The sequence below is a fragment of the Microvirga lupini genome, from assembly GCF_014191055.1.
In the GTDB taxonomy this organism is placed as follows: Bacteria; Pseudomonadota; Alphaproteobacteria; order Rhizobiales; family Beijerinckiaceae; genus Microvirga; species Microvirga lupini_A.
The window spans coordinates 117,660-141,823 of sequence record NZ_JACHWB010000006.1 but is presented as its reverse complement, the minus strand read 5'-3'; the positions used below and the strand labels follow the sequence as shown (position 1 = coordinate 141,823).

The following is a 24,164-nucleotide window of genomic DNA, read 5'->3' as shown; positions in this document are numbered from 1 at the left end:
GGACCGGCTGCCGTCGCAGCCTATGACGTACCGGGCCCGCAGGACCCGGCGCTCATCTGCTTATGCTTCGCGATGACCACATGCGCGCGATCATCGTCCTGGTTTATCGCCTCGGCGCTCCACCCGTAGAATGTGCTCACGTACGGGATCTCGGCGGCGCGCTGCCGGAGCACGGCCTCCGTCGCATATTGCGGCAGCCGTTCATTGTCCGTGAAATAGAACGGCCTGACGAGCTCCCGCTGAAGCCAATCGTAGGTATAGTCCCCCAGCAGGGTCCCATACGCCGTCAATCCACCGATGCCATACTCGCGTGGAATGGTTCGCGCTGCGCGCAGCGCCTGCTCCGCACCCCAGAAATGGAAATGCTCCATCGTCCTCTGGGTGAGATTCTGCCCTTTGGGGATAGGTTGCGGAGACGTGTAGCGCTCGACGACAACACAGCGGATGCTGCGTTGCCCGAGCTCGACCGCCAGCCCCATGCCGACAGGGCCGCCTCCGACGATGACGACCTGCGCGTCGTCCTGTTCTGCGTCGCTCATGGTCAGCTTGAGAAGCGATGTCCGGTGAGCTGTTCCAGGTTCCTGAAGTAGATCTTTTCCTTATCCTCCTGGGACAGATTCAGGCCCTCCAGGATCTGGAGCGTCTCGCGGATGTAGCCGGGTCCCTGCTCGGGATCGAAGGGGCAGTCGGAGGCAAACACGACATTGTCGACGCCGTAGAATTCGAGGCCGCATAGGGTTGCGGCCCTTGAGCCGAACACGGCCGTGTCAGCGTAGAAGTCCTGCTTGAAGTAGTCCAGCGGGCGCTTCTTCAGGCTCTTCAGAAGGGAGAAGTAGTCCTCGTCGGAAGTGCGCTTGCCGAGCTGATCCCACCCTGGTCCGACGCGCCCTTCGAAATAGGGGACCATGGCGCCGAGGTGATGCGCGATGATCTTGAGGTTCGGATATTTGTCGAGGGTCTGCGAGAAGACGAGCCGCGCCATGGCGACGCTGGTCTCGTAGGGCCAACCGAAAGTCCACCAGATCTCATAGAGCGACTTCGTCTCATCGAGATAATCCGGATGATTGGCGCCCCGGGACGGATGCAGCCATATGGGCTTGCATAATTCGTTCATGGCCGCGAAGAAGGCCTCGAATTCCGGCCGGTCGAGCGGCTTGCCGGCCACATTGCTGTAGATCTGAGTGCCGATCGCGCCGAGATCGCGGATGGCGCGCTGGGTTTCCGCAACGCCGGCGTCCGGCGTCGCTAGAGGCGTCTGGGCCACGAAGGCAGGAAAGCGCTCAGGGTATTTGGCGCACAGTTCCGCAAGCCCGTCATTGCAGCGTTTGGCAAGTTCGAGCGCCGTATCCGGGTTGCCGCCCGAGATGATCTCCAGCGGAGGAGCCGGCAGCGACAGGACCTGTGCGTAGTCGGGGAACTTATCCATCACGCGGAAGCGCTCATCGAGATCATGGATCGCCGGGATGGCGCGGGCACGGCGCACCATGTCTCCCATGTGGCCCGCCACTTCTCCCATCAGATCGTAGTAGCCTTTCGGAAAGAAGTGCGTGAACGCATCGATCCGCTTCATCGAAATCTCCTTGTAGAATTTCTGGTAGAAGGGGGCATGACGTCCTGGCCGTGGGCCAGGACACCACTCGCATTCAGGGTTCGCTCGATCGCCTTGCACGCGGAAGCGGTTCGGGCGCCTATTCCTGAGCGATGCCCGCGTCCTTGACCACCTTCGCCCAGCGGGGCAGATCCTTCTCAATGAGAGCCGCCAGTTGCTGCGGCGAGCCGCCGACCGGCACGAGCCCCTGCTTGGCGAACTGGTCGCGCACATCGGGCGAGGCCAGAATCTCGTTCATGACCTTGTTGTAGCGGTCGATGATGTCCTTCGGCGTGCCGGCTGGCGCGCTCAAGGCATACCAGAGGTCAACCTCGAACCCGCTGACCCCCTCTTCCGTCAGGGTCGGCACGTTCGGCGCGAGGGTGGATCGCTTCTCGCTGCCAAGCGCCAACAGGCGAACTTGGTTTTCGGCCGCCATTGGCAGTACGGTGTGCACCGGGACGAACATCGCCCCCACATGCCCGCCCACCAGATCCTTCACGGCGCCGGCGGAACCTGTGTAGGGGACGTGCCGGAGATCCACGCCGGCTGTAAGCTTGAACAGCTCCATCGCAAGATGCTGCGGCGTTCCGCGACCGGGCGATGCGTAGGTGACTTGGCCGGGATTGGCCTTGGCATAGTCGATCAGCTCCTTTGTGCTCTTCACCGGGATAGAGGGATGCACGGCCAGAACGAGCGAGCCCGTGGCGAGTTCAACGATCGGTGCGAAGCTCTTCACGGGATCGTAGGGCAGGCTCTTGGAGAGCGCGGCATTCATCAGGAACGTGTTGACGCTGAGCAGGATGGTATGACCGTCGGGCTCCATGCGAGCCGCAGCGGCCGCACCAATATTGCCGCTGGCCCCGGGCTTGTTGTCGATGATGACGGGTTGGTTCCAGCGTTTGCGCAGTTCCTCGCCAACGATGCGCGCCAGCACATCGGGCCCGCTGCCCGGAGTGAAGGGGACGATGATGAAGATATTCCGATCAGACAGGCCCTGAGCGTGGGTCAGGCCAGGGGCGGCAGCCGACATCGCCAAGGCGGCGAGCAGGCTCCGGCGCGACAATCCCACCATATGTTTCCTCCGAATAGTTCTTGCGAGGCTGCGTTGGCGCGCATTGACCGCTTTGTCCCGGTCTCCTCTTGCTAAGAAGAATGGAGTTCTCGGGCTTGTGGGCAAGGGAGCCGGTTAATGGAATCACAGCCTGCTCTGGTTAAGCCACCCTCCTGTCTGGTCGAGATTACCGACCAGACGCGCCAGGCTGTAGAATGTATCCTGAAGAGCAGGCGCCTTCATAAGGGCGAGCTGCTATTTTTCAGATCGTGTCAATCGGCAGAGGCCCCTGGCCCGGTACTTGGGCTTGATCCATGGCCTAAGATACCCGTTTCCTACAACGTACCACATTCGGTCCAATCTAAGACCCAGATCATTGTAGCTGTGCTGGCGACGAGAACGGCTTGCTGGCATCCACCACAAACAGCGCGAACTCACGCAGGTCATCGGAGCCGCTGTTCGACACCACCATCGGCGTGTCCGTCCCATGGCCCACCATGCTCTGGCCTGCCGTGAGGCGAGCCACCCCGTGTGGCGTTTTCTGGGACAGCTCTCCTTTGAGTACGTAGAACGCCTCCGAGCCCGGGTGCGTGTGCGCAGCCGTGGCACTGCCCTTCGGCCCGCCGGCCTCGTTGACCCGCAGCAGATACTCCTGTGCCGTGATCCTGGGAATCGGCCCAATCTCCGCAACCCTTGTGCCGCCCGCCGTGCCCTCACCTGCCCGACCAAGCCTGAACAGCCAGACCTTGCCGTCGTACTCGGCCACCAGCCCGAGGGGACCGGCCGCCGCCTGCGCCTGGTCCTTGGTCGCGAAGGTGGCGAGATGCCAGAACAGGTCGCCGGGAGGCAACTCCGTCACCTTCTGCTCGACCAAGGGCTTCACGAAGAAGCCCTGCTGCGCCCATGCCGGCGCGGACAGGATCAACAATCCCGGGATCAATGCTGCGAAGAGCTTGCGTTTCATCTCACAACCCTCCTGTGCCGGACGAGCCGTGGTGCGAGCGTGTGGCTCCATCCGGAACCCATCTACCCAATGTATACACAACCGCCGGGTCGCTCGACGGCACAGACCTAGAGTGCGCCTTCCTAATCCGAAGATCCAGCAGAAACCGGAGCTGGCCCCAGGCTCCAGTTCTCATCAGGAACTTGGTGGGTCGGCCACAATTTCACCACTCGAATGACTGCCTTGCGGGGCCTCGATACGCTGACCGCGTTCCCTGTAATTGAAAGAGCTAGAGTCAGCTTCGGGTCAGGGGGCGATGATCCGTGTCTTCACAGGAACGTCCGGTGTTCCTCGCTTGAGGAGACATTCGCCTTACTTCCGCGTGGTGCCACGAGCGGGCGTTTAGCCAATGAGCGTGGCGCTCAGCCGATTGTCGCGCAGGAGCGTATGTCACTCAGGTGCTGCCTCATTCCTCCGCAGCTCTGTCTGATGCACGGGTGGGCCAGTATCCGGCTAGACTGGTCCCATCCCGAGAGCCCCACCCCTGCTGGCTCGCCTCGTCGTAAACCGAGAGAGTACGCTCGGCGACAGGAAGTGAGAGGCCCAGCTCGGCGCCCTCCGCAAGCATGGTTCGAAGATCCTTCCGGAAGGAATCGATGTCGAAAGTCACCGGCTGCGGCCCGTCCCCACGCATGCCCTTTGCGATCATGGCTCCACGCGCTTTAAGAATGTTGGCGCCGCCGGACGTGTCCGAGAAGAGGTCGACAATCCGCTCGGGTTCGATGCCAAGATGACGGCAGAGAGAATAGGCTTCCCCGAGGGCTTGGTAATAGACGACCAGGGGAAGGTTCACGGCAAGCTTCAGGCTCGCCCCTGCGCCAACCGGGCCAGCATGCTCGAAGCGACGGCATAACTGTTCGATGATCGGGCGTGCGCGGGCGACATCCTCGGGGGTCCCACCGACGAGGCCGATCAACCGCCCTTCACGAGCCGGACCCGTTGATCCGCTCACCGGGCATTCCACATAGTCCGCACCCTTTGCTTTGACCCGTTCGTCTAAGGCTCGCTGGGTTCTGGGCTGAACCGTGCTCATCTCGATGAAGAGCTTCGCGGTCAGGTCAGCGGACAGAATGCCTCGATCGCCATTGAATACCTCATCCAAGGCGTTTTCGTCCAAAAGGCACGTGATGATCGCCTCGGCCTGTTCGACAACCGCAGCCGGAGATTCCCCAAGAGCCGCGCCAGCCTCAACAAGGCTCTCAGCTTTTTCAGGCGTGCGGTTCCAGATCACGAGTTCGTGGCCGCAACTCTGAAGTCGGAACGCAAGAGCAGCGCCCATGCGTCCAAGTCCTATGACACCAATCCTCATCAACGTCTCCTGATCTTCGCCCTCGGTGATAAACCCATGCCGGAGAGGCAACATGACAACGCGATGCCGTCTCTCGATCCTGCCGCGGGGGAAAAGCTAGACTTGGCCGTTCCAGCTCCTGACCAGCTGCTCCTGCTCGCCAAGGCCTTCGATGCCCAGTCGAACGCAATTGCCGGAACGCAGGTAGACTGGCGGCTTCATGCCCATGCCGACGCCCGGCGGCGTCCCGGTCGCGATCACATCTCCAGCTTGGAGGCTCATGAACTGGCTCAGGTAGCTCACCAGGAACGCAGCCCCGTAGACCATCGTCTCCGTGCTGCCGTTCTGGTAGCGGTTGCCATCCACCTCGAGCCACATGCCCAGGTTCTGCGGGTTGGGGATTTCGTCTCGTGTGACGAGCCAGGGGCCGATCGGGCCGAAGGTGTCCGCGCTCTTGCCCTTGGTCCATTGTCCTGAGCGTTCGATCTGGAAGGAGCGTTCCGAGACGTCGTTGACGACGCAGTAGCCTGCGACATGCTCAAGTGCCTGTGCCTCGTCCACGTACTTGGCGGTGTTGCCGATCACGATGCCGAGTTCGACCTCCCAATCAGTCTTCTCGGAACCACGCGGCATCTCGATGCCGTCGTTCGGCCCGCAGATCGCGCTGGTCGCCTTCATGAAGATGATGGGTTCGGGCGGGACGGCCATGCCGGACTCGGCTGCATGGTCGGAATAGTTGAGGCCGATGCAGATGAACTTGCCGACCTGCCCGACGCAGGGGCCGATGCGCGGATCGCCATCGACGCGCGGGAGCGTGGCAGGATCGATGCTGCGCAGCCGCGCGAGGCCGCCGGACGACAGAATATCTCCGGCAATATCAGGAACGATACTGGAGAGGTCGCGGATATTGCCATCGCGGTCGAGAATGCCGGGTTTTTCCTGGCCGGGTGGGCCGTAGCGCAGCAGCTTCATGGGGGCTTCCTTGCTCTGTTGAACTTTTGAAGGTGAACGTGGTCAGTTGTGGCTCAAGACGCGGTCTGTTTAGCCGCGTCCCAATCCTATTAGCTGGGCATGGACGGATCGAACCGAACCTTCGGCGGTGGTTGGATCTGATCCTCGATGTGCCTGAGCGTTGTCTGGTAGTGCTCGACGAGCCGCTCGACGGCCAAGTCAGTCTTGCGATCGAGCACGGCCTCCATGAGCCCCCGGTGCTCCTCAAGAGTGTTCCGGTAGCGTTTTGAGGAAGCCACGGAGATGAAACGGTATCTCTGCGCCTGATCCATCAGGTCCTTGCAGATCCCGATCAGGATTGAAGAGCCGCAGGCGGCGATGAGGGCAAGATGAAAAGCCCGATGCCGCTCCTCCCAAGCCGGGTTGGTGCTGGTATCCTCCTCGGACAGCTTCCATGGTGTGCGGGAGAGGTGATGGAAGCATACGACAATCCGCTCCTCCCAGGCTTGATCACCATTCCTGATGGATTCTTCGAGCGCCTTGCCTTCGAGCCAGCAGCGGGTTTTCACCAGCTCGCGCCAGCCCTCAATACTCACTGGAGGCACGAAGAAGCCACGTTGATCCTTTCGCTCGACCAAGCCTTCCGAAGAGAGGCGGTTGAGGGCCTCCCGGACCGGGTTAAGGCCGGCGCCATACCGGTCGGAAACGAAGTCGATCAGAAGCTTTTGCCCTGGCCGCAATTCGCCGTTCAGAATGTCCTGGCGAAGCCTCTCATATACCGAGGTTGCCGCAGTTATCTTTTCAATCTTGTTCATGACGCAACCCGCGCAAGCTATTGGCTGGGAGCCGAATGTCCTAGCCGCGGACGAAGGTCAACAGCCAGGGCATTGTGTTGTCCCTTATTGCGCAAGAGTCTCCTCTGTGACGCTCTCCTTGTGCCAGAAAACGAACCGGCGCTGGGCCCAAGCCACGATCCAGAAGGTCGCCAGCCCAAGCAAGCTCAAGTAGATGATCAGCGAGAACACGCGCGGCGTGTTGAGCTGCGCGGCCGCAACGCGGATCAGTTCGCCAAAACCTTTGCCGCCGCCCAGGAACTCACCGACGACCGCACCGACGACGACGAGCACCGCAGCGTTCTTCAGGCCTGAGAAGAAATGAGGCATTCCGATGGGGAGCTTCAGCTGCACAAGGGTCTGCCAGCGACTTGCTCCCATCGTCTTGAACAGCATGCGGGCGTTCTGGTCGGCAGCATGCAGGCCTGCCGCCGTCCCGACGATGACCGGAAAGAAGGCGATGAAGGCTGCAAGCGCCACCTTGGATGCGATGCCAAAGCCCAGCCATGACACGAAGAGAGGTGCGAATGCCACCTTCGGCATGGTGTTGATAGCCACGAGGTAGGGCATGACAGCCTTCTCTCCGAAGGCGGTCTCACCCACAAGAACGCCCAGTCCGAAGCCGAGCACAACCGCAATCACGAAGCCTAGGAGAACCTCTTGCGTCGTGATCCAGAGAGCCATGAGCATGTAATCGCCCGTCAGCAGATTTCTGCCCACGACAAACAGGTCCTCGATCGTTTCGAGGGGAGATGGCAGGATGATCGGCGAGACAAGCTCAATCAGGTAGACGATCTGCCAGACGATCAGGAAACCGATCAGCAGAGCCAGCATCGACAGCCAGCGCGGAACCCGATCGATCCAGGACACGCGCTCCGCCCAAACGGTCTGTTCGGGAATGGCCGAAGCCAGAACTTGTGCCTGCGTCATTGGAACGCTCCCTTGTCGAGGTGACTGCGGATGCGGTGAACAAGCCCGCCAAAACGGGGGTCTGTCATCATGTCCAGGGTTCTCGGCCTGGGCAGGTCGACCGTGATAGCCTCGATGAAGCGTCCTGGCCGGGGCGACATCACGTACACCACATCGGAGAGGATCACAGCCTCGGGAATCGAATGGGTCACGAGGAAGGTCGTGGCATTGCGCTCGAGGCAGATCCTCTGCAACTCCATGTTCATGAAGTCACGGCTTAATTCGTCGAGGGCACTGAACGGCTCGTCGAGCAGAAGGACGGCAGGCTCCGTGATCAGCATCCGGCAGATTGCCGCGCGCTGCGCCATGCCACCGGAAAGCTCGCTTGGATAGACATTCTCGAAGCCCTGCAAGCCGACCAGATCGAGGAGCTGACGCGCTTGATCATGCTTGGCACGGGCTGCAGCCTTGCCGTCGCGGATCTCGATCGGGAGCACGATGTTCTCGAGCGTCGTCCGCCACGGAAAAAGGGTTGCCTGCTGGAACATCATGCCGATGTCCCGTCGCGGACCCATCACCGGTTTGCCTTCGAGAACGACGCTGCCCGACGACGGCGGCTGCAGGCCGGCCATGATCTTGAGGAGAGTGGACTTCCCGCACCCGCTCGGACCGATGATCGATGAGAAGGTGCCCTCCCTCAGCGCCAGATCCACCTTGTCAAGGGCCCGCACATTGCGTTTGGCGAAGGTCTTGCTCACGCCTCGCAGTTCGTACACCGGTCGGCCCATAAGGCCGACCGGAGCAACAGCTTCTCCAGCCATTGATAGCACTGCCATCACTTCGAACCCTTGTTCCAGGCATCGACGAACTGATTGGTGTAGGCAGCCTTCAGATCCGGAAGCGGAGCCTTCAGAACACCCGAGGCCACAGCGCTCTTGTGCCAAAGCTCCCAGTGCTCCGGCGGCTGGTAGCCCCAGCCCTTCGACTTGTCGAGCGGCGTGATCCGCTCCTTGACCTGCTCGAACAAGGCTGTCGACAGTTTGGTATCCTCGCCTTCCTGCGGGTTTCCGGCCTTAGTATGCTGCAGAACCTTCGCCTTGTTCTCAGGCTTGAGCCCGAATTCCGTCGCCTGAACGAGGACACGGCCGAACTTCTCGACGGCCTGCGGGTTCTGGTCGATGAAGGACTTCATGGCCGCATAGCCATTGCCGAAATAGCTCAGATATTGCTCGGGCGTGATTTCCCGCAGATCGATCCCCCTCGTTTCCATGATGGCTGCGTCGCTGACAGCCGCCGCATAGGCCTTGATGTCGCCGCGCAGGAAGGCCGCCGCGGCAAGACCACCATCACCGACCGGCAGGAACGTGAAGTCCTTGCCTTCGCTCATCTTGAGATCCGTGAGAATCGCACGGGTGAACCCGACCTCCGCGCCGTCGGCCGTGCCAACGCCGATGACGGCTCCCTTGAGATCGGCCGGAGCTTTGATCGCGGACTTCTCAGGAACGACCACCCCGAAAACCGACTTCGCAAAATGATTGTAGATGAAGACCACATCGACGCCGCGCGCCCGTGCAGCGAGAACCGGTGCCGGCCCGGGCTGTCCGATCTGCGCCTGACCGGCGGACATTGCCTGAAGAACCTGCGAAGAGCCGTCTACGGCCTCGACCTTCACATCAAGTCCCTCTTTCTCAAACATCTTCTCGCCGATCGCGACGTAAAGCGGGAAGTTGTTCACGGCCGAGGGATTCGGAAGGACCACGGTTATCTTCGTGGGCGCGTTCTGCGCGTGAGCGACGCTCATCGCCCAAGGGGCAAGAGCAAGCGTTACAACTAATCCAAGAGCTTTGCTCATCTTCATCGGCGTTTCCTCTCCTGCACTCTGCTGCTCATTGGCAGCGCCGGCGTTTGATGCGGCGATTGATGATGTATGCAGTTCATTAGAATGTCAAAAAATGTATGATCATATTTCTCGATAAAAGGATTTATCTGCTTGGATCATTGCTGCAAAGCACAAATGATACTTAAAAATATAATGATTACTGATGTGCACTGCAGTAAATTACGTTTCAAATATAAGTTATAGTACAACATAATTATACTAAATATTAACTCGCAAAAGAATCGTAAAATACATTTTATGCCTGGTCGGTCCGAAATATCGCAGCGCAGACAGACACCTCGGAGACAGGTGCAGTTTTGGAGAAAGACAATGATGGACGCAGGTTCCAGCGTGATAACACCGCCGGCTCAAGCTGTTCTGCCCGTTGTGGGCACAAGCCAGACGTTCCCGGTTCGAAGGATCTACTGCGTCGGCAGAAACTATGTGGCCCATGTTCGCGAGATGGGAGGCGACGAGTCGCGGGACCCGCCGATCTTCTTCCAAAAGCCAACCGATAGCATTGTTCAGGATGGGAGCTCGATCCCCTATCCTCCGATGACGAGCAATTACCACTACGAGCTTGAGTTGGTCGTCGCGATCAAGAAAGGCGGACGAGACATTTCGGTAGCGGATGCACTTGACCATATCTACGGCTACGGCATCGGCCTCGACATGACTCGCCGCGATCTTCAGATGGACCTCGGGAAAAGCGGCCTCCCCTGGGAGGCTGGGAAAGCCTTCGATGAATCATGTCCGTGCAGCCCCCTTCACCCTGTCGAGCAGGTCGGACACATCTCAGAAGGCTCCATCCGTCTCACCGTGGATGGCGAGACGAAGCAGGATTCGGACCTCAGGCTGATGATCTGGAAAGTGCCGGAAATCATCGCGAACCTGTCCAAGTATTTCACGCTGCAGCCAGGTGACATCATCCTGACAGGAACCCCTGCTGGCGTTGGCCCGGTGGTGCCTGGCAGTGAACTCGTGGGCACCATCGACAGGCTGGGAAAGCTGACAGTGCGGATCAGTGGTTAACCCAGCCTCCTTGGTGCAATGAGTATCCAAGCACGGGCGAACAGCGGCCGGCGCTTGGATACAAGAACAATGCCCCGCATCTCGTACGTTAACGGCATTCCCCAAAGAAGAACAAGGGGACCGTAAATGTCCTGCGCTGAATGTCCGCAGAGGGTCACAACTCAGCCCTTAAGCCTAGCCGTGTGAAGGTCCGCACACTGCGCCTTTTCGGAAGTCCGGCTCATCTTCGAAGCCTGCCCGAAGGCGGCATTTGGGCTTAGCTGCCATTCGCGACTATCCAATCTGAGAGGGAGCTGCACTCCAAGGCTGCTCACGAACTTGCCCAGATACAAGCCGCTCATGCAGGTCGGATTCGATGACCAAAGCCTCACTCACATATCGAGTTCAATCAGCACAGGTTGGTGGTCGGAGGCCCGCGTCTTCTGATCGTAGATGATCCTGCTGATTCTGGGTGCCAGATCTTCCGTCACAAATATGAAATCACAGCAATGTGGAGGACCATTCGACTGCTCGAAGAGACAGAATGAGGGGGGATGAGGTGTTGGTACATGAGTGACTTGCCATGCATCCAAGAGAGCGGGCGCTCCATTGTCGAAAGGCTCTGAAATCCGCTGCTTAACCGGATCGTCCGGCCGCATGTTAAAATCCCCCGTCAGCACGGCCGCCGGCGAGGTTGGAAACAGGGCATAGGTCCCAGGGCCATTCTCGCGCAGCGTGACAGTGCGCTCATACGCTGTGCGATGAGCCTCGCGGATCCCCCGGACCTGTGCTTGGCGCAGTGCATCCGACGAGTATTCCAAATGTGTGGTCATGACCCGAAGTGGACCGGTGGGGATCTCGACAACGGCTTCGAGCAGCAGGCGCGGCATGTTGCGAGTTGCCGCGGCCTCCCATGGCAAGGTGTAACGCAGCACCTGCGCGACTGGGAAACGTGAGAGAATCATGTTGCCGAACCGGCTTCGCCCCCCTGACCTGCCCGGAATGTCGAGCGCCGCGCCCTCGATAGCGGTGTAGTCCGGCAGCAGTGCCGCGATTTCGGCAAACTGGTTTCCGCCGTTGTTGCCCTTCAGCTCGGGAAAGTTGTCTGAAATCTCCTGCAGGCAGAGCACATCGAAATCCGCAATCGCGCGTGCCTCGTCGACGAGGCGCTTGAGATCGACCTGTTCGTCGACGCCCAAGCCCCATTGGGTATTCCAGGTGATGATTCTGATCATGAAGTCCGTGATATTATTACTGGCCTACCTTGCTCAGCACGTCGGCTTTCAGGAAGCGCTCGATGACGATCATGAACAGGACGGAAGGCACGAGAAGTATGAGAGCGGTGATGGAAGCGATCTGGTAATTGCCGCCCATGCTCGCGTTGTATAGCAGAAGCGGCAGGGTCGTCACCTGGGGCACGCCGACGAAGAAGGTGCCAGTGAATTCGTCGAGCGATTCCAGGAAGACGAAAATCGCGCTTGCCATTATGCCGGGCGCAGCAAGCGGCAAGGTGACGGTGAAGAACGTGCGCAACGGCGAGGCCCCGATGTTGCGCGCGGCCAGTTCGAGATCTCGGTCGATCGCTGCGAAAGCAGCGGCAGCGATCCAGACTGAATAGACTAGGCCGTGAGCCGCATGGACGAGAACGACGCCCGTGATCGTTCCGGTCAGCCCGAGACTGTAGAAGACGCGCGCCACGTTGATGTAGATGGCCACCGAAGGGAAAGCCTGAGGCAGCAGGAACAGGATCATGAGAGCCGTCCGCCAGGGCAGCCTGAGCCGCGCCAAGGCATAGCCGGCCGGGACGGAAACGGTGAGCGCCACAAGAACCGTCAGGCAGGCGATGCTGATGCTCGTCGCAAGCGACGCCATGGCGTCACCCGTGGGGCGAAAAACCACCTCCCAGTAGCGCATGCCATAAGAGACAGGAAGCTTGAACGGTGTATACCAACGCTCGGCAACCGACCACAGAGCCAGATTGGCCAAAGGTCCGAAGAGCAGGAAGGCAAAGATCGCAAGACCAACGATCTTGAGACCCGTGGAGCCCAGACTCCAAAACCTTGCCCTAGTGCCGGAGGAAGCCGAACGCCGAGGAACGTCCGATGCTGGATCTACCAGGGTCAGCGGCTCGGCACGGGCAGGCAATAGAGGGGCCTCTCCACTCATGCCTGCACCTCGCGCTTGATGTTATGCCGCAGATAGATCCAAGCAACCGTTCCGGCGATCACATACGAGATGACGCCAAGTGCATTGGCTGTCGCGTAATCGCCATAGGAGTTGATGCGGAAGGCCATATCCACCGTCAGCATGGTGGGCTGCGAACCTGCAACCATCATCGGAACCGACAGGACCGAGAGCATGGTCACGAAGGAAAGGACGAGACCCACGAGCAGCGTCTGCGCGACCTGCGGCAGCACCAGCTCGATCAGCACCCGCAACCTGGAAGCGCCGAGATTGCGCCCAGCCTCGATTGTAGCGCGATCAACGGATGCCATAGCTCCGGCCAGCATCAGCGTCACGAAAGGCACCTGCTTCCATACGAACGTGATGATGATGCCGCGCCAGTCGAGCAGGCTCGTGGTCTGTAGCGGCTCCATCAACCCGAGCGCCACGAAGGAATTGTTCATGAGGCCATTTTTGGCCAAGAAGGTTCGCATGCACTGGGCCGCAACGATGAACGGGATGAAGAGCGGCCAGCGGTAGAGATTGCGCAGAGCGGTAACAAGCCAGGGGGTTTCACTGAGCGTGAGGATTCCAGCAATCACAATGGCGAACAAGCCCGTCAGCAGCGTCGAGACAATGACTATGAAGATGGTGAACAGGATGTCTGTGGAATAAAGCTCGTAGGCCTTCTGGAAGTGCATGAGCGACAGGCCGCCGCCCGGCTCGGTGAAGGCAGCGATCAGCGAGAAACCGAGCGGATACAAGAACAATCCACCGATCATCGCCCATGCCGGCGCAATGAGAAGAAGGCCGAAGAAGGAAGGTCTTGCCATGATCTGGAACGGTCCGGGTTCACCGCAAAGAGCGGGAAAGGGATGCGGGCGGCCTGTCAGCAGACCGCCCGCACGAGCAAGCGCTAGGCTAGTTCGCGACCTTCCTCTCATAGGTCTCGAGAATATCATTGAAGTAGGGGCCGATCGGGAATGGCTTGCCGTTGGCCGCAAGTGCGTCCGGCGGGATATCTGCAAAGAGCTGGTTCCAGACAGCCTGATCGAGCTTGCCTTCGAGGTTCTTGGCATCGATACCCGGATACCAGTTGAAGCGCTTCACGATGCCTTCCGCCTGCACGTCGGGGCTCGTCGCAAGTGCGATGAACTCAGCAGCGAGCTTCTCCTGCGCCGTCTTGGACGGGATGGCATAGTACATCGGCTGACCGGGCATGCCGGGCGAAACCAGCTTCAGGCGCATGTTCGGCGGCAGCTTGCCCTCGGCCTTCCAGGTATAGAACATATCCACCCAGACCGGTCCCATGGCGATCTCGCCACGGTTCAGCATGTCGAGCGTGCCGGCATTGCCGGGGGTGATGACGACGTTCTGGTTGAACTCCTTCAAGTCAGCCATGGCCTTGTCCCAAGTGGCCTTGGTGGCTGCATCATACGGCCCCTTTTCCAGCTTCGCCGCCTCGCCGGCGAAAGCCGTGACCCACCCGGTCACGAAGGCGACCCCGGACATACCGCCCTTGATGCCGTTGTAGCCGAACTGCTTGGGGTTCTTCTTCACCCAGTCGCGCAGCTCGACATAGCTGTTGGGAGGAGTCTTGATCAGATCCGGATTATAGGCGATGGCTGTCTGAGAATGGAACATAGGCATGACGTATCCCGACACGTCGGTGCCGAGCGCGTTCGTTGCCGTATCGCGCGTCACGAGCTTCCCGGTCGGAAGAGCGTCCCGGTACTTCTTGATCAAGCCGTCTTGCACCATGGTGCCGGCGGCTTTCTGATGAATGACCACCACATCAAAATCGGCATTGGCGCCGGCCTTCGTCTGGGCGTCGAGCTTCTCGAAGATCTTCTGCGAGCCGCCGTCGCCCGGTCCAGTGCCGACGGCCACCACCTTCACGCCCGGATGGCTCTTCTCGAACATCGGGCCGAGATAGTCCTTGATGTAGTCGACCATGTTCTGGTCGCCTGCGGTCGCGACATTGAGCGTTTGCGCGCTCGCCGTGCTGGTCATCAGAAGTGCTGCGAAGCCCGCAGCCAATAGGCTCTTATGCATGGTTTCCTCCCGTGGTTTGGGTGTTGGAGAACAGGTGCAACGATGCCAGCGGCAGGCGCAGGCCGACCGGGCGATCGAGTTCGTGATAGCGGTCGTCCGTCACGGTGAAATGACGGTCGCCGATTGCGACCACGTACCTGTAATGACCTCCCGGATACGTTCTCTGCGTAATGTTGCCGGGAAGGACAATCGAGCCGTCGATCCGTGCATCCGGATCGACAAGCGACGCGACATCGTCGCGGAAATAGGCGGTGACCGGTCCGATCGGCACCTCTCCGTTATAAGAGACCGCACTGCCCTCCCCAACCCGGACCTCCACACCTGATCCGGAAGGCCGGATATCGAGGCTGACCGTGTTCTCGGCCCCCATAAAGCTCGCGACGAAGGGCGAATTGGGACTATCGTAAACCTCTTTAGGTGCCCCGATCTGCGCGATCTGGCCAGCATCCATGACCACGATCCGATCGGCCATGGTCATGGCTTCCTCCCGGTCATGCGTGACATGGATGGCTGTGAACTTGAGGCGGTTCTGGAGAGCCTTGATCTCGGATCGAAGCTGAATGCGCACCTTGGCGTCGAGATTGGACAAGGGCTCATCGAGCAGCAGGATTTCCGGCTCAATGGCCAGCGCTCGCCCCAGGGCCACACGCTGGCGCTGCCCGCCCGAAAGGTTCGTCACCTTGCGATCTTCGAGGCCAGAAAGATTCAGCATCGTCAGAATCGTGGCGACACGCCCCCGGATCTCGGTCTTCGGCACACCACGCAGACGAAGGCCGTAGCCAACATTGCCGAGCACAGTCATATGCGGCCAGAGGGCGTAGGACTGGAACATCATCGCCATGCCGCGCTTCTCGGGAGGCGTGCGAACCACATCCCGGCCAAACAACCGGATGGCTCCGCCGGACGCTTTCTGGAATCCGGCAATAGTCCTCAGCAACGTCGTTTTCCCGCAGCCGGAGGAACCCAGAATGGCGATGAACTCGCCGGGCGCGACCGAAAGGCTGACCCCATGCAGGACTTGCTGGCTGCCATAGCTGACCTGAAGATGATCGACATCAATCGCGGTCAAGACAGAACTATCCACGGTCCCGTATACTCCCTAAATGCGCTTTTTGCGTCTCTTATCGGGACAGAAGATCACATTTGAATGTCAGTGGAAAGAGTAGCTTACGGCGATCGTAACGGCATATGCCCGACGCTATCGACAGGTATTTCGAGCCGAGTGCAAAAGCTCAGCATTAGGTCGAAGAGGGGCCTTCGAGTGGGTAGGTAAACGTCCGCTCACCGCGCTAGTGCGGATCTTCGACCAACTTCAGAGAAGTGCCAGAGTGAGACATTCCCCCAGGGCACAATAATTCGATGCCGCGTTATTAGAGGCGACGCCTCTATTCTGCAGCGGGCTTCCCGGAGCTGATACGTTCAGGCTCATAAACAAGCCGTCGATGTTTTGGATGGACCCCGCTCCGCATCAACCATCATGGGGGTACAAGGTCCTTGAGCACCGGCATCGTCGCGACTGTAATCGTCCTGATCATCGGCTACGTCATCGTGTCGAGGATCGTCGGCCTGGCGTTCCGCGTCGTGGTTCCCTTGGCCGTGCTCGTGCTCCTGGGCGGAGCCGGCGTGGTCTCCGGCCTGATGCCGGAGCGCTCCGTCGCCGAGCCTTATGCGCCCTACGGAGAGGCCCAGCATCGCCCTTCCGCCGACATCGGCGACCTGCGCCTGCACGACATCGCCGACATGGCGGTCGACGCGGTCCGCTCCGTGCTCCGGGGCAGCCTCGCCCTCCTGAATGGCATCTCCGAACCGGAGCCGGAGCGGGAGCCGCGCTGGCCGGAGGAGCCGCAGCACACCCGGCGCGGCGAGCCCTATGGGCCGCAGTCCGACTTCACCGGCGACCCGCGCCGGGACGAGCCGCGGCCCCGGTGGTGACCGGGCCGGCAAAGAATCCCGATCAGATCTTCCGACTGACGAAGCGCGATCCCGCGAGCGCAAAGCGCCACGGTAAGTCGGCGGCGCGCGTGATCCCGATCCTCGGCCCTGCGGTCAACTCGACCGGCTCCTCCCGGGCGAAGACCTGGAAGGGCGCCTGGTCCAATGGCAGCCCGTTATGGGTGATCGTCACGCCTAAGGCCTGACAGAGCCGGCCGGGACCCGAGCAGAGAAGGCGAGGATCGTCGAGCCCACGCCGCGCCATCATCGCCGCGTGCCCGATGATGGGCTCAAGGGCCCGGATCAGCACAGCGCTCCCCGGCAGGCAGACGACGTTCAGGCACCAGTGGATCCCGTAGGACCGGTACACGTAGGCATGCCCTGCCGGGCCGAACATGGCTGCATTTCGGGCGGTTGGGCCGCCGAAGCTGTGCGAGGCCGGATCGTCGCCCGTGTAGGCCTCGGTCTCGACAATCACACCGCCGACTCCATCGACGAGCAGGGTTGCCCCGACAAGATCCTGGGCGCCGGCGACGGCATCCCGGGCGAAGAACGCCGCCGACAGGATCTCGGACTTCGGCAGTGACTTCGGCATGCGCACGGGCTCACAGGCCTTCCTGGGCCCGGATCCGGTCATAGGCCCCGCGCACCGTCCCCTTGCCGTAGATCCGCTCCAGCCGCCGCACGGTGAAGTGCCCGCGGGCCAGCATCTGGAAATGATCGACGAAGGCGGCGTTGACGGCCGCGCCGCCGATCGCACCGAGCACCGGCACCGCTTGGGCGGCGACCTTCTGCGATACGACCACGCCGAAGCGGGCTCCGATCTGGGCCAGCAGGCGCACGATGGCCGAGGTGCTCTCGTCGACGACGCCGCGCCCGGCCATCTGCTGCAGGGCGCGGGTGACGGACTTGGCCATGGCGGCCCGCACGGCGAAGTAGCCGGCCTCGTGCAGGTTGTCGGAACCGGAATGCCCGCCCAAGGCGAAGACCTGGACACAGGCCAGCGCCGTCTCGGAGTCCTCGAGGTTCTCGCCCTCGCTCTGGGCGATGCGGGCGATCGAGCGCAGCATGATCGTCGTCGAGACCGGAAGCTCCACCAAAACCGCCGAGATGCCGAGCGCCCCGCCCATGGCGCCGGACAGAGCCGCGAGCGCCTTGTGGATGCGGGTTTCGGGATGCCTGCCCTCCTTCGGGATTGTCTTCAGTGCGTAGCGCAACGCGCGGGTTAGCGCCGCCTGCGTGGCCTTTGAGATCAGGCTGGAGACCGGCACCGGAAGTGTCTGCCCGAGCAGCTCGATCGGCCGGCCCGCCAAAGCCGACAGCCGCGCGACGTAGCTCGGTCCCTCGAGCGCGAGCACGGCCTGCCGCAAGGCCTCGCGGTCCTCGTCCGAAAGGGCAACCTCCGGTGCCGCGGCATGGCCTGTGGTTGCTGGAAGCGGTTCCTGACGGCGAAGGTCTTGGCTCATGCACCCTATGTGGGGATCCGAGGCCCGGCCGGACAGCCCGCAACCCTTCAGCTTAGCTTGGCGTTACTCGGTGGGGCCTGGAGGAGCCAATGCTGATCAGATCCGTCGCGGTCATCGTTCCCGTGATGCTGGCTCAAGTCGCCTGGGCACAGCCTGTGCCACCTCTTCCGCCTCCACGGCCCATCGAGACCCCTTCTCCCGCAACGCCCGCTGCCCCACAGCCTGAGGCTCCGCCGGCGCCGACGGCAGAAGCGCCGCCAGCCGTCCCGGCAGCCGAGGATTGCCTAGCCGGCCTGAAGGCGGCCGGGTTCGAGATCGAGCCTGCGGAGCCACCCCAGGTCTCGAACGAGTTCTGCCGAATCGTGACACCGGTGCGGCTCAAGGCCGTGCCGGTTCCAACCAAACCCGAGACGTCTGTCCGGCTGGTCAATCAGCCCATCTTGGCCTGCCGGTTCGCCGGACCGTTCGGCCGCTGGATCGGTGATCTCGTGGCTCCGCTCGTCGCCGGTATCAAGCGGAGCGACCTGAAAGCCGTGCAGACCGGCCCCGGCTTCGAATGCCGCAACCGGAACCCGGCGGCGACGGGCAAGCTCTCGGCCCATGCGCAAGGGCTCGCAATCGATATCGCTGGCTTCGACCTCGCCAACGGAACTATCCTGCGGATCAAGCCTGAACCCGATGCCGCACCGGATCCGGCGCTCACGGCCCTGCGGACAGCAGCCTGCGGCTGGTTCACGACGATCCTCGGTCCCGGTTCGGACGAGGCGCATCACGATCACCTCCACGTCGACATCGAGCAACACGGATCGAGCGACCGTTACCGCATCTGCCAGTAGGCGACGCCCCTCCCGGTTGCTAATCCCGCGCGGCCACCTTGTCCTGGGTCATGGTGTCGAAGTCGCTGGCGTCATGGCGTTCGTGCAGTTGCTCGGAGGGCTCGCCCGAGGTGCGGTTCACGATCCGCCCCCGCTTGACGGCGGGGCGTTCTCCGATCGCATCGGCCCAGCGCCGGACGTGCCGGTAGTCCTGCACGGACAAAAACTCGCCCGCCTCGTACAGCCGCCCCTGAGCCAAGCCGCCGTACCACGGCCAGATGGCCATGTCGGCGATCGTGTACTCGGGCCCGGCTACGTATTCGTTGTCCGCAAGCCGCCGGTCGAGCACGTCGAGCAGACGCTTGGTCTCCATCGCGAACCGATCGATCGCATACTCGATCTTCACTGGGGCGTAGGCGTAGAAGTGCCCGAAGCCTCCGCCGAGATAGGGCGCGCTCCCCATCTGCCAGAACAGCCAGGACAGGCATTCGGCACGCGGGCCGGCCTCGCTCGGCAGGAAGGCTCCGAACTTCTCCGCGAGGTAGAGCAGGATCGCACCGGACTCGAAAACCCGGATCGGGTTAGGGCCAGAGCGGTCGACCAGGGCAGGAATCTTGGAGTTCGGGTTCACCGCCACGAACCCACTGCCGAATTGGTCGCCCTCGCCGATCCTGATCAACCAGGCATCGTACTCGGCGCCGGAATGGCCCAGCGCCAGCAGCTCCTCCAGCAGGACGGTGACCTTCTGGCCGTTGGGCGTTCCCAACGAGTAGAGCTGCAAGGGGTGGCGGCCGACGGGCAGCTCCTTCTCGTGGGTGGCCCCCGCGGTCGGGCGGTTGAGGCTTGTAACCGGACTCCCGCCGCTGCCCCTGTTCCAGGTCCAGACCTTCGGCGGCACGTAGTCGGATGAATCGGTCATTCCTGCTGCTCCTGAAACTGGGGGCATTCGTCTGAATCGACGAACCCCGTGGCCGGACGGTTGTAACGCACGATGAGGCCTTGCGCCTTCATCGGTGAAGTTGTGAAGCCTCGGTCTCGCATCTGGTGGCGCGAACCCGCCGTAGAAATCTCTTGAAAGTGAACGAGCGCCTTGAAGGTTCATCTCTGGACGTCTCGACACTATGGTAACTCAGCGATCCCGCGACCTTAAGCTTTGCAAGAACAACCACGAGCCGCGCCATGACCCAGCACCTGAAGATCGACTTTGTTTCCGACGTGGCCTGCCCGTGGTGCGTCATCGGCCTGCGGGGACTTGAGCAGGCACTGGCCAATGCTGCCGATGCGGTGGAGGCCGACATCACCTTCCAACCGTTCGAGCTCAATCCCGGAATGCCTGCAGAGGGACAGAACCTCGGGGAGCATATCTCCGAGAAGTACGGCTCCACGGCAGAGCAGTCGGCTGCGAGCCGCGCGATGATCCGAGCGCGCGGGGGCGAGGTTGGCTTCACGTTCAACATGTCGGAGGAGAGCCGGATCTACAACACGTTCGATGCCCACCGCCTGCTGCACTGGGCCGGGACCGTCGGGCGTCAGCAGGAGCTCAAGCACTCCCTGTTCAAGGCCAACTTCACGGATGGCGCTAACGTGTCGGACCATGGGGTGCTGGTGGATGCGGCCGCCGCAGCGGGTCTCGATGGGGATGAGGCGCGCGAGGTTTTAGCGTCGGGGCGTTTTGCCCAGGAGGTCCGCGATGCCGAGGGGCAATGGATCTCCCGCGGCATTCGATCGGTCCCGGCCATCGTCATCAACGGGACATGGCTGATCTCCGGCGGCCAGCCGGCCGGAGCCTTCGAGCAGGCTCTGCGCGGCATCGCCGCCGAGCTTGGGCAATCCTCGGCCGGCACCTGACCCGAGCACCCGTCAGGCCGCCCGGAACAGTTCCGTCTGACGCCATGAGGCGGACGACCGCCGCTCTCGAGGCCTTGCCAGCGCAATCCGCTCCTCGAAACGTGCCTGCGCCTCCTGAAGCAGGCGCCGTTTCCGCGCGTACGGCTGGGTTGCCGCCGTTGCGTCCTGTACGATGGCAGCCGCGGCGGCGTAAAGATCGGCTGTTGCGGCATCCAGACCCGGGTCGCGTTCAAACAAGGCAAGCAGGCTCGCCAAGTTCTTTCTCAGGAGTGTCTGCAGGTCGCCAAGGTAAGCCTGCTCTCCGCCGCTTTGGATGGCTTTCAGTGTCGGAGCAATCAGGTTGAGCTTCTCGTGGATGGCTTCATCGAGGGTCTTCTCCGTCATGGGCATTCATCTCCGAAAGAGGGGCCCACCCAGTCCCTGATTCACATGAAGTGAGAGTGCCCTTGCTGGGTTAACCGACCGTTTCGGTGGCGAGCCGCCCAGGGCCGATATCTCAGGTCTGCTCCCTGGAGCAGACGACCCTCGGGTGCAGCTACATGACGATCTGGTCACTGCTGCATTCCTGACCTGCGAGCCACCACCATTCGTCCAGCATTGCAATCCTGTCGTTAACCTAACAGCGACGGATCCTGCCCTAACGTTCGCGGCTTCCATCACAGCCGCCCGAGACTGCCGCAGGAGTGGGAATGAATGCAGGGACAGGCCGATCTGTTTCTTGGACTGGACGAGACTGCCCCGCCCATCCAGAGGCCCCTCACCTCCACCATCCAGGTCAGGCCGCGGGAGCAGAAGCGGACCTTCCAGCTGAGGTCTGCCGACTTTGAGGCTGCAGCCGACATCTTGGAAGCCGGTGGGCAGTACCGCGTCCTGCGTCGCCTGCAGCCCCGTCCCGTTGCCACAGCCCGCATGGCGGTTCCAGGCGAAAGGGTCGCCGTCATCGTGGATACCGAAACCACCGGTCTCGACCACACCCGGGATGAGGTCATCGAGCTCGGGATGGTGGCATTCTCGTATAACGAGGACGGCCGCATCGGCGATGTCATCGGCACCTACAATGCCTTGCGGGAGCCAACAGTCCCGATCACCACTGACATCACGCGCCTGACCGGGATCACGCCCGAGATGGTGAAGGGGCATACGATTGACCTAGCTGCCGTCGAGGCGTTCATCCAGCCGGCGCACCTGGTGATCGCCCACAACGCCCGCTTCGACCGGCCCTTCTGTGAACGTCTGGTTCATGGCTTTTCGCTAAAGGCCTGGGCCTGCTCTCATGCGGAGGTCTCCTGGTCGGATTTCGGCTTCGAAGGCTCAAAGCTCGGATACCTGTTGTCTCAGTGCGGGTGGTTCCACCAGGGTCATCGTGCCGTCGAGGACTGCCATGCCCTGCTGGAAGTCCTGGCGGCTCCGCTCCAAGGAGAGACAGCTTGTGCCATGACCCATCTGCTGGCCTCAGCCCGCAAGGCCCTGCTGCGGATCTGGGCGGAAGGCTCGCCCTTCGACATGAAGGACAACCTCAAGAAGCGAGGGTACCGTTGGAACGATGGCACGAACGGCCAGCCGAAATCATGGTTCATCGAGATTGCCGAGGATACGTACGAGGCGGAGATGAAGTTCCTGCGGCAGGAGATCTACCGGCGGGACGTGGAGCCGTTTACTCAGCGGATCACCGCTTTCGAGAGATTCAGGGCGGCCTCATGACTCTTCGGGATATCACGAAGCGCACCTGACATTCATTCCTAACCCTCGTCACCGGTTCGTGCGCATGCGATGCGGTCTTGTTAAAGCTGTTCCTCCGGAGTGAAGCTTCGGATTAACGCGGTGCTTACTCCCCTGCCCGATAGTGCCGGTCTACATACGGCAAAGGAGAAGCCATGAGTGACGTCGTTGGAATTCCCGGCAACCGGATCCGCTCGTTCGTGGAGCGCATCGAGCAGATCGAGAATGAGATCAAGGACCTGAACGAAGCCAAGAAGGAAGTCTTCTCCGAGGCCAAGGGAGAGGGCTTCGACGTGAAGATCCTCAAGGAGATCATCAAGCTGCGCAAGCAGGACCAGGACGAGCGGGATGAGCACGACAGCCTGCTCGACGTCTACATGCGCGCCATGGATGAAGCAGATCCAGCCCCTGTCGCCGAGGCGGCCTGAGCTCGCCTTAGTGTTTCACTTACCGAAAAGGCCGCCCACAGAGGGCGGCCTTTTACATTCCAGGTGATGCGGACCTGTCCGATCCGCATAAGGTCAGCGTTATGCGGCAGGAAAACCCTCAGGCTGCGTCTTCCGATGCGCTGACGTCGTTCCCCTGCAACTCCGTGATCAGAAGACCGGCATTCTGGCGGATCTTGCCTTCGATCTCGGCCGCGACCTCCGGATTGTCCTTCAGGAACGTCTTGGCGTTCTCGCGACCCTGGCCGAGGCGCTGGCTGTCGTAGGAGAACCAAGCGCCGGACTTCTCCACCACGTTGGCCTTAACCCCGAGATCGATGAGCTCGCCCATCTTCGAGATGCCCTCACCGAACATGATGTCGAACTCCACCTGCTTGAAGGGCGGAGCAACCTTGTTCTTGACGACCTTCACGCGCACTTGGTTACCGATCGGCTCATCGCGTTCCTTCAGAGTCGAAGTGCGACGGATGTCGAGGCGCACGGAGGCATAGAACTTCAACGCATTGCCACCCGTCGTGGTCTCCGGGCTTCCGTACATGACACCGATCTTCATGCGGATCTGGTTGATGAAGATCACCATCGTCTTGGTGCGGCTGATCGAACCGGTGAGCTTGCGCAGCGCCTGGCTCATCAGGCGGGCCTGCAAACCAGGACGGCTCTCGCCCATCTCGCCCTCGATCTCGGCCTTTGGGGTCAGGGCGGCCACCGAGTCGATGACGAGAATATCCACAGAGCTTGAGCGCACGAGCGTGTCAGCGATCTCAAGCGCCTGTTCGCCGTTGTCCGGCTGAGACACGAGGAGATCGTCCAGGTTCACCCCGAGCTTGCGGGCATAGACCGGATCCAGGGCATGTTCGGCATCGATGAAGCCGCAGACGCCCCCCTTTTTCTGAGCCTCGGCGATGGTCTGGAGCGCGAGCGTTGTCTTGCCTGAGGATTCCGGCCCGTAGACCTCGATAATCCGACCGCGCGGCAAACCGCCAACACCGAGCGCGATGTCGAGGCCGAGTGAACCGGTGGAGATGGTCTCCACTTCTACGACATGATCGCCGCCCAGGCGCATGATGGCCCCTTTGCCAAAGGCCCGCTCAATCTGACTGACGGCAGTCTCGATTGCTTTTGTCTTGTCCGTGGTCATCCCGAATCCAGTGCTAAACAGAAGAGCCGGACCCTAAGGATTTGTGTGGCGAAAGAAAGAACAAAG

26 protein-coding genes are annotated in these 24,164 nt (G+C 61.4%); 6 read left to right on the top strand and 20 right to left on the bottom strand.

What is annotated here, in order from left to right; translation table 11 throughout:
- Window positions 1-20: 20 nt before the first annotated feature.
- The 10 genes from FHR70_RS24405 to FHR70_RS19375 form a co-directional block, all read right to left on the bottom strand.
- Window positions 21-539: an FAD-dependent monooxygenase gene (locus FHR70_RS24405; RefSeq protein ID WP_281381388.1), complete on the bottom strand. Its 519-nt coding sequence runs from the start codon at window positions 537-539 to the stop codon at window positions 21-23.
- A 2-nt stretch (window positions 540-541) separates the two neighbouring features.
- Window positions 542-1,570, bottom strand: a complete 1,029-nt coding sequence (locus FHR70_RS19415; RefSeq protein ID WP_183453262.1) for an amidohydrolase family protein — start codon at window positions 1,568-1,570, stop codon at window positions 542-544.
- A 118-nt stretch (window positions 1,571-1,688) separates the two neighbouring features.
- A complete protein-coding gene (locus FHR70_RS19410; protein ID WP_183453260.1) occupies window positions 1,689-2,663 on the bottom strand; it encodes a Bug family tripartite tricarboxylate transporter substrate binding protein in 975 nt (324 codons plus the stop codon).
- Window positions 2,664-3,015: 352 nt separating this feature from the next.
- A complete protein-coding gene (locus FHR70_RS19405; RefSeq protein WP_183453258.1) occupies window positions 3,016-3,606 on the bottom strand; it encodes a cupin domain-containing protein in 591 nt (196 codons plus the stop codon).
- A gap of 445 nt (window positions 3,607-4,051) precedes the next feature.
- Complete coding sequence (locus tag FHR70_RS19400; protein ID WP_183453256.1) at window positions 4,052-4,954, bottom strand: NAD(P)-dependent oxidoreductase; 903 nt, start codon at window positions 4,952-4,954, stop codon at window positions 4,052-4,054.
- Window positions 4,955-5,050: 96 nt separating this feature from the next.
- A complete protein-coding gene (locus FHR70_RS19395) occupies window positions 5,051-5,905 on the bottom strand; it encodes an ureidoglycolate lyase (protein ID WP_183453253.1) in 855 nt (284 codons plus the stop codon).
- A gap of 89 nt (window positions 5,906-5,994) precedes the next feature.
- Window positions 5,995-6,699: a GntR family transcriptional regulator gene (locus tag FHR70_RS19390; protein WP_183453251.1), complete on the bottom strand. Its 705-nt coding sequence runs from the start codon at window positions 6,697-6,699 to the stop codon at window positions 5,995-5,997.
- A gap of 84 nt (window positions 6,700-6,783) precedes the next feature.
- Complete coding sequence (locus tag FHR70_RS19385) at window positions 6,784-7,647, bottom strand: ABC transporter permease (protein ID WP_183453249.1); 864 nt, start codon at window positions 7,645-7,647, stop codon at window positions 6,784-6,786.
- The gene (locus tag FHR70_RS19380; protein WP_343058850.1) at window positions 7,644-8,384 is read right to left on the bottom strand and encodes an ABC transporter ATP-binding protein; all 741 of its coding nucleotides are present in this window, start codon (window positions 8,382-8,384) and stop codon (window positions 7,644-7,646) included. Before FHR70_RS19380 ends, FHR70_RS19385 begins: the two co-directional genes overlap by 4 nt.
- A gap of 77 nt (window positions 8,385-8,461) precedes the next feature.
- Window positions 8,462-9,484: an ABC transporter substrate-binding protein gene (locus FHR70_RS19375; RefSeq protein WP_183453247.1), complete on the bottom strand. Its 1,023-nt coding sequence runs from the start codon at window positions 9,482-9,484 to the stop codon at window positions 8,462-8,464.
- A gap of 351 nt (window positions 9,485-9,835) precedes the next feature.
- On the opposite strand from FHR70_RS19375, the gene FHR70_RS19370 reads away from it, so the two are divergent.
- Window positions 9,836-10,537 (top strand): fumarylacetoacetate hydrolase family protein, encoded by a 702-nt coding sequence (locus FHR70_RS19370; protein WP_246408306.1) that lies wholly within the window; start codon window positions 9,836-9,838, stop codon window positions 10,535-10,537.
- A 371-nt stretch (window positions 10,538-10,908) separates the two neighbouring features.
- Here FHR70_RS19370 and FHR70_RS19365 read toward each other — a convergent pair whose 3' ends face one another.
- The 5 genes from FHR70_RS19365 to FHR70_RS19345 all read right to left on the bottom strand — a co-directional run bounded on the left by FHR70_RS19365 (window position 10,909) and on the right by FHR70_RS19345 (window position 15,803).
- Window positions 10,909-11,751, bottom strand: a complete 843-nt coding sequence (locus FHR70_RS19365) for an endonuclease/exonuclease/phosphatase family protein (protein WP_183453245.1) — start codon at window positions 11,749-11,751, stop codon at window positions 10,909-10,911.
- Between the two features lie 16 nt (window positions 11,752-11,767).
- Window positions 11,768-12,682: an ABC transporter permease gene (locus FHR70_RS19360; RefSeq protein ID WP_183453243.1), complete on the bottom strand. Its 915-nt coding sequence runs from the start codon at window positions 12,680-12,682 to the stop codon at window positions 11,768-11,770.
- Window positions 12,679-13,512, bottom strand: a complete 834-nt coding sequence (locus tag FHR70_RS19355; RefSeq protein ID WP_183453241.1) for an ABC transporter permease — start codon at window positions 13,510-13,512, stop codon at window positions 12,679-12,681. The genes FHR70_RS19360 and FHR70_RS19355 overlap by 4 nt, the downstream gene beginning before the upstream one ends.
- 88 nt (window positions 13,513-13,600) lie before the next feature.
- Window positions 13,601-14,734 carry an ABC transporter substrate-binding protein gene (locus FHR70_RS19350; protein WP_183453239.1) on the bottom strand — a complete coding sequence of 378 codons (1,134 nt, stop codon included), beginning with the start codon at window positions 14,732-14,734 and terminating at the stop codon, window positions 13,601-13,603.
- The gene (locus FHR70_RS19345) at window positions 14,727-15,803 is read right to left on the bottom strand and encodes an ABC transporter ATP-binding protein (RefSeq protein ID WP_210277709.1); all 1,077 of its coding nucleotides are present in this window, start codon (window positions 15,801-15,803) and stop codon (window positions 14,727-14,729) included. The genes FHR70_RS19350 and FHR70_RS19345 overlap by 8 nt, the downstream gene beginning before the upstream one ends.
- Window positions 15,804-16,228: 425 nt before the next feature.
- Here FHR70_RS19345 and FHR70_RS19340 point away from each other — a divergent pair, with 425 nt between their 5' ends.
- Window positions 16,229-16,666, top strand: coding sequence for a hypothetical protein (locus FHR70_RS19340; protein ID WP_183453235.1), 438 nt, complete (start codon window positions 16,229-16,231; stop codon window positions 16,664-16,666).
- 22 nt (window positions 16,667-16,688) lie between these two features.
- On the opposite strand, the gene FHR70_RS19335 is transcribed toward FHR70_RS19340, so the two are convergent.
- Both FHR70_RS19335 and FHR70_RS19330 read right to left on the bottom strand, forming a co-directional pair.
- Complete coding sequence (locus FHR70_RS19335) at window positions 16,689-17,261, bottom strand: DNA-3-methyladenine glycosylase (protein ID WP_183453234.1); 573 nt, start codon at window positions 17,259-17,261, stop codon at window positions 16,689-16,691.
- Between the two features lie 10 nt (window positions 17,262-17,271).
- Window positions 17,272-18,132 carry an EcsC family protein gene (locus tag FHR70_RS19330; protein ID WP_183453232.1) on the bottom strand — a complete coding sequence of 287 codons (861 nt, stop codon included), beginning with the start codon at window positions 18,130-18,132 and terminating at the stop codon, window positions 17,272-17,274.
- An 89-nt stretch (window positions 18,133-18,221) separates the two neighbouring features.
- Between FHR70_RS19330 and FHR70_RS19325 the strand changes: the two genes are divergently transcribed.
- A complete protein-coding gene (locus tag FHR70_RS19325; protein WP_183453230.1) occupies window positions 18,222-18,968 on the top strand; it encodes an extensin-like domain-containing protein in 747 nt (248 codons plus the stop codon).
- Window positions 18,969-18,987: 19 nt separating this feature from the next.
- Here the strand turns inward: FHR70_RS19325 and yghU are convergent, their stop codons facing one another.
- Window positions 18,988-19,866 (bottom strand): glutathione-dependent disulfide-bond oxidoreductase, encoded by an 879-nt coding sequence (yghU, locus tag FHR70_RS19320; protein ID WP_183453228.1) that lies wholly within the window; start codon window positions 19,864-19,866, stop codon window positions 18,988-18,990.
- Between the two features lie 260 nt (window positions 19,867-20,126).
- Between yghU and FHR70_RS19315 the strand changes: the two genes are divergently transcribed.
- The gene (locus FHR70_RS19315) at window positions 20,127-20,795 is read left to right on the top strand and encodes a DsbA family oxidoreductase (RefSeq protein ID WP_183453226.1); all 669 of its coding nucleotides are present in this window, start codon (window positions 20,127-20,129) and stop codon (window positions 20,793-20,795) included.
- Window positions 20,796-20,807: 12 nt separating this feature from the next.
- Here the strand turns inward: FHR70_RS19315 and FHR70_RS19310 are convergent, their stop codons facing one another.
- Window positions 20,808-21,179, bottom strand: a complete 372-nt coding sequence (locus tag FHR70_RS19310; protein ID WP_183453224.1) for a hypothetical protein — start codon at window positions 21,177-21,179, stop codon at window positions 20,808-20,810.
- Between the two features lie 309 nt (window positions 21,180-21,488).
- Between FHR70_RS19310 and FHR70_RS19305 the strand changes: the two genes are divergently transcribed.
- Window positions 21,489-22,496 (top strand): 3'-5' exonuclease, encoded by a 1,008-nt coding sequence (locus FHR70_RS19305; RefSeq protein ID WP_183453223.1) that lies wholly within the window; start codon window positions 21,489-21,491, stop codon window positions 22,494-22,496.
- A gap of 173 nt (window positions 22,497-22,669) precedes the next feature.
- A complete protein-coding gene (locus FHR70_RS19300) occupies window positions 22,670-22,942 on the top strand; it encodes a DUF2312 domain-containing protein (protein ID WP_183453221.1) in 273 nt (90 codons plus the stop codon).
- A 118-nt stretch (window positions 22,943-23,060) separates the two neighbouring features.
- Here the strand turns inward: FHR70_RS19300 and recA are convergent, their stop codons facing one another.
- On the bottom strand, window positions 23,061-24,098 hold the full coding sequence (gene recA, locus FHR70_RS19295; RefSeq protein WP_183453219.1) for a recombinase RecA: 1,038 nt from the start codon (window positions 24,096-24,098) through the stop codon (window positions 23,061-23,063).
- Window positions 24,099-24,164 lie beyond the last annotated feature (66 nt).

Excerpts from the sequence above, each read along its gene's own strand:
- FHR70_RS24405 (WP_281381388.1), bottom strand. The coding sequence starts at position 539 with ATGAGCGACGCAGAACAGGACGACGCGCAGGTCGTCATCGTCGGAGGC.
- FHR70_RS19415 (WP_183453262.1), bottom strand. The coding sequence starts at position 1,570 with ATGAAGCGGATCGATGCGTTCACGCACTTCTTTCCGAAAGGCTACTAC.
- FHR70_RS19410 (WP_183453260.1), bottom strand. The coding sequence starts at position 2,663 with ATGGTGGGATTGTCGCGCCGGAGCCTGCTCGCCGCCTTGGCGATGTCG.
- FHR70_RS19405 (WP_183453258.1), bottom strand. The coding sequence starts at position 3,606 with ATGAAACGCAAGCTCTTCGCAGCATTGATCCCGGGATTGTTGATCCTG.
- FHR70_RS19400 (WP_183453256.1), bottom strand. The coding sequence starts at position 4,954 with ATGAGGATTGGTGTCATAGGACTTGGACGCATGGGCGCTGCTCTTGCG.
- FHR70_RS19395 (WP_183453253.1), bottom strand. The coding sequence starts at position 5,905 with ATGAAGCTGCTGCGCTACGGCCCACCCGGCCAGGAAAAACCCGGCATT.
- FHR70_RS19390 (WP_183453251.1), bottom strand. The coding sequence starts at position 6,699 with ATGAACAAGATTGAAAAGATAACTGCGGCAACCTCGGTATATGAGAGG.
- FHR70_RS19385 (WP_183453249.1), bottom strand. The coding sequence starts at position 7,647 with ATGACGCAGGCACAAGTTCTGGCTTCGGCCATTCCCGAACAGACCGTT.
- FHR70_RS19375 (WP_183453247.1), bottom strand. The coding sequence starts at position 9,484 with ATGAAGATGAGCAAAGCTCTTGGATTAGTTGTAACGCTTGCTCTTGCC.
- FHR70_RS19370 (WP_246408306.1), top strand. The coding sequence starts at position 9,836 with ATGATGGACGCAGGTTCCAGCGTGATAACACCGCCGGCTCAAGCTGTT.
- FHR70_RS19365 (WP_183453245.1), bottom strand. The coding sequence starts at position 11,751 with ATGATCAGAATCATCACCTGGAATACCCAATGGGGCTTGGGCGTCGAC.
- FHR70_RS19360 (WP_183453243.1), bottom strand. The coding sequence starts at position 12,682 with ATGAGTGGAGAGGCCCCTCTATTGCCTGCCCGTGCCGAGCCGCTGACC.
- FHR70_RS19355 (WP_183453241.1), bottom strand. The coding sequence starts at position 13,512 with ATGGCAAGACCTTCCTTCTTCGGCCTTCTTCTCATTGCGCCGGCATGG.
- FHR70_RS19350 (WP_183453239.1), bottom strand. The coding sequence starts at position 14,734 with ATGCATAAGAGCCTATTGGCTGCGGGCTTCGCAGCACTTCTGATGACC.
- FHR70_RS19335 (WP_183453234.1), bottom strand. The coding sequence starts at position 17,261 with ATGCCGAAGTCACTGCCGAAGTCCGAGATCCTGTCGGCGGCGTTCTTC.
- FHR70_RS19330 (WP_183453232.1), bottom strand. The coding sequence starts at position 18,132 with ATGAGCCAAGACCTTCGCCGTCAGGAACCGCTTCCAGCAACCACAGGC.
- FHR70_RS19325 (WP_183453230.1), top strand. The coding sequence starts at position 18,222 with ATGCTGATCAGATCCGTCGCGGTCATCGTTCCCGTGATGCTGGCTCAA.
- yghU (WP_183453228.1), bottom strand. The coding sequence starts at position 19,866 with ATGACCGATTCATCCGACTACGTGCCGCCGAAGGTCTGGACCTGGAAC.
- FHR70_RS19315 (WP_183453226.1), top strand. The coding sequence starts at position 20,127 with ATGACCCAGCACCTGAAGATCGACTTTGTTTCCGACGTGGCCTGCCCG.
- FHR70_RS19310 (WP_183453224.1), bottom strand. The coding sequence starts at position 21,179 with ATGACGGAGAAGACCCTCGATGAAGCCATCCACGAGAAGCTCAACCTG.
- FHR70_RS19305 (WP_183453223.1), top strand. The coding sequence starts at position 21,489 with ATGCAGGGACAGGCCGATCTGTTTCTTGGACTGGACGAGACTGCCCCG.
- FHR70_RS19300 (WP_183453221.1), top strand. The coding sequence starts at position 22,670 with ATGAGTGACGTCGTTGGAATTCCCGGCAACCGGATCCGCTCGTTCGTG.
- recA (WP_183453219.1), bottom strand. The coding sequence starts at position 24,098 with ATGACCACGGACAAGACAAAAGCAATCGAGACTGCCGTCAGTCAGATT.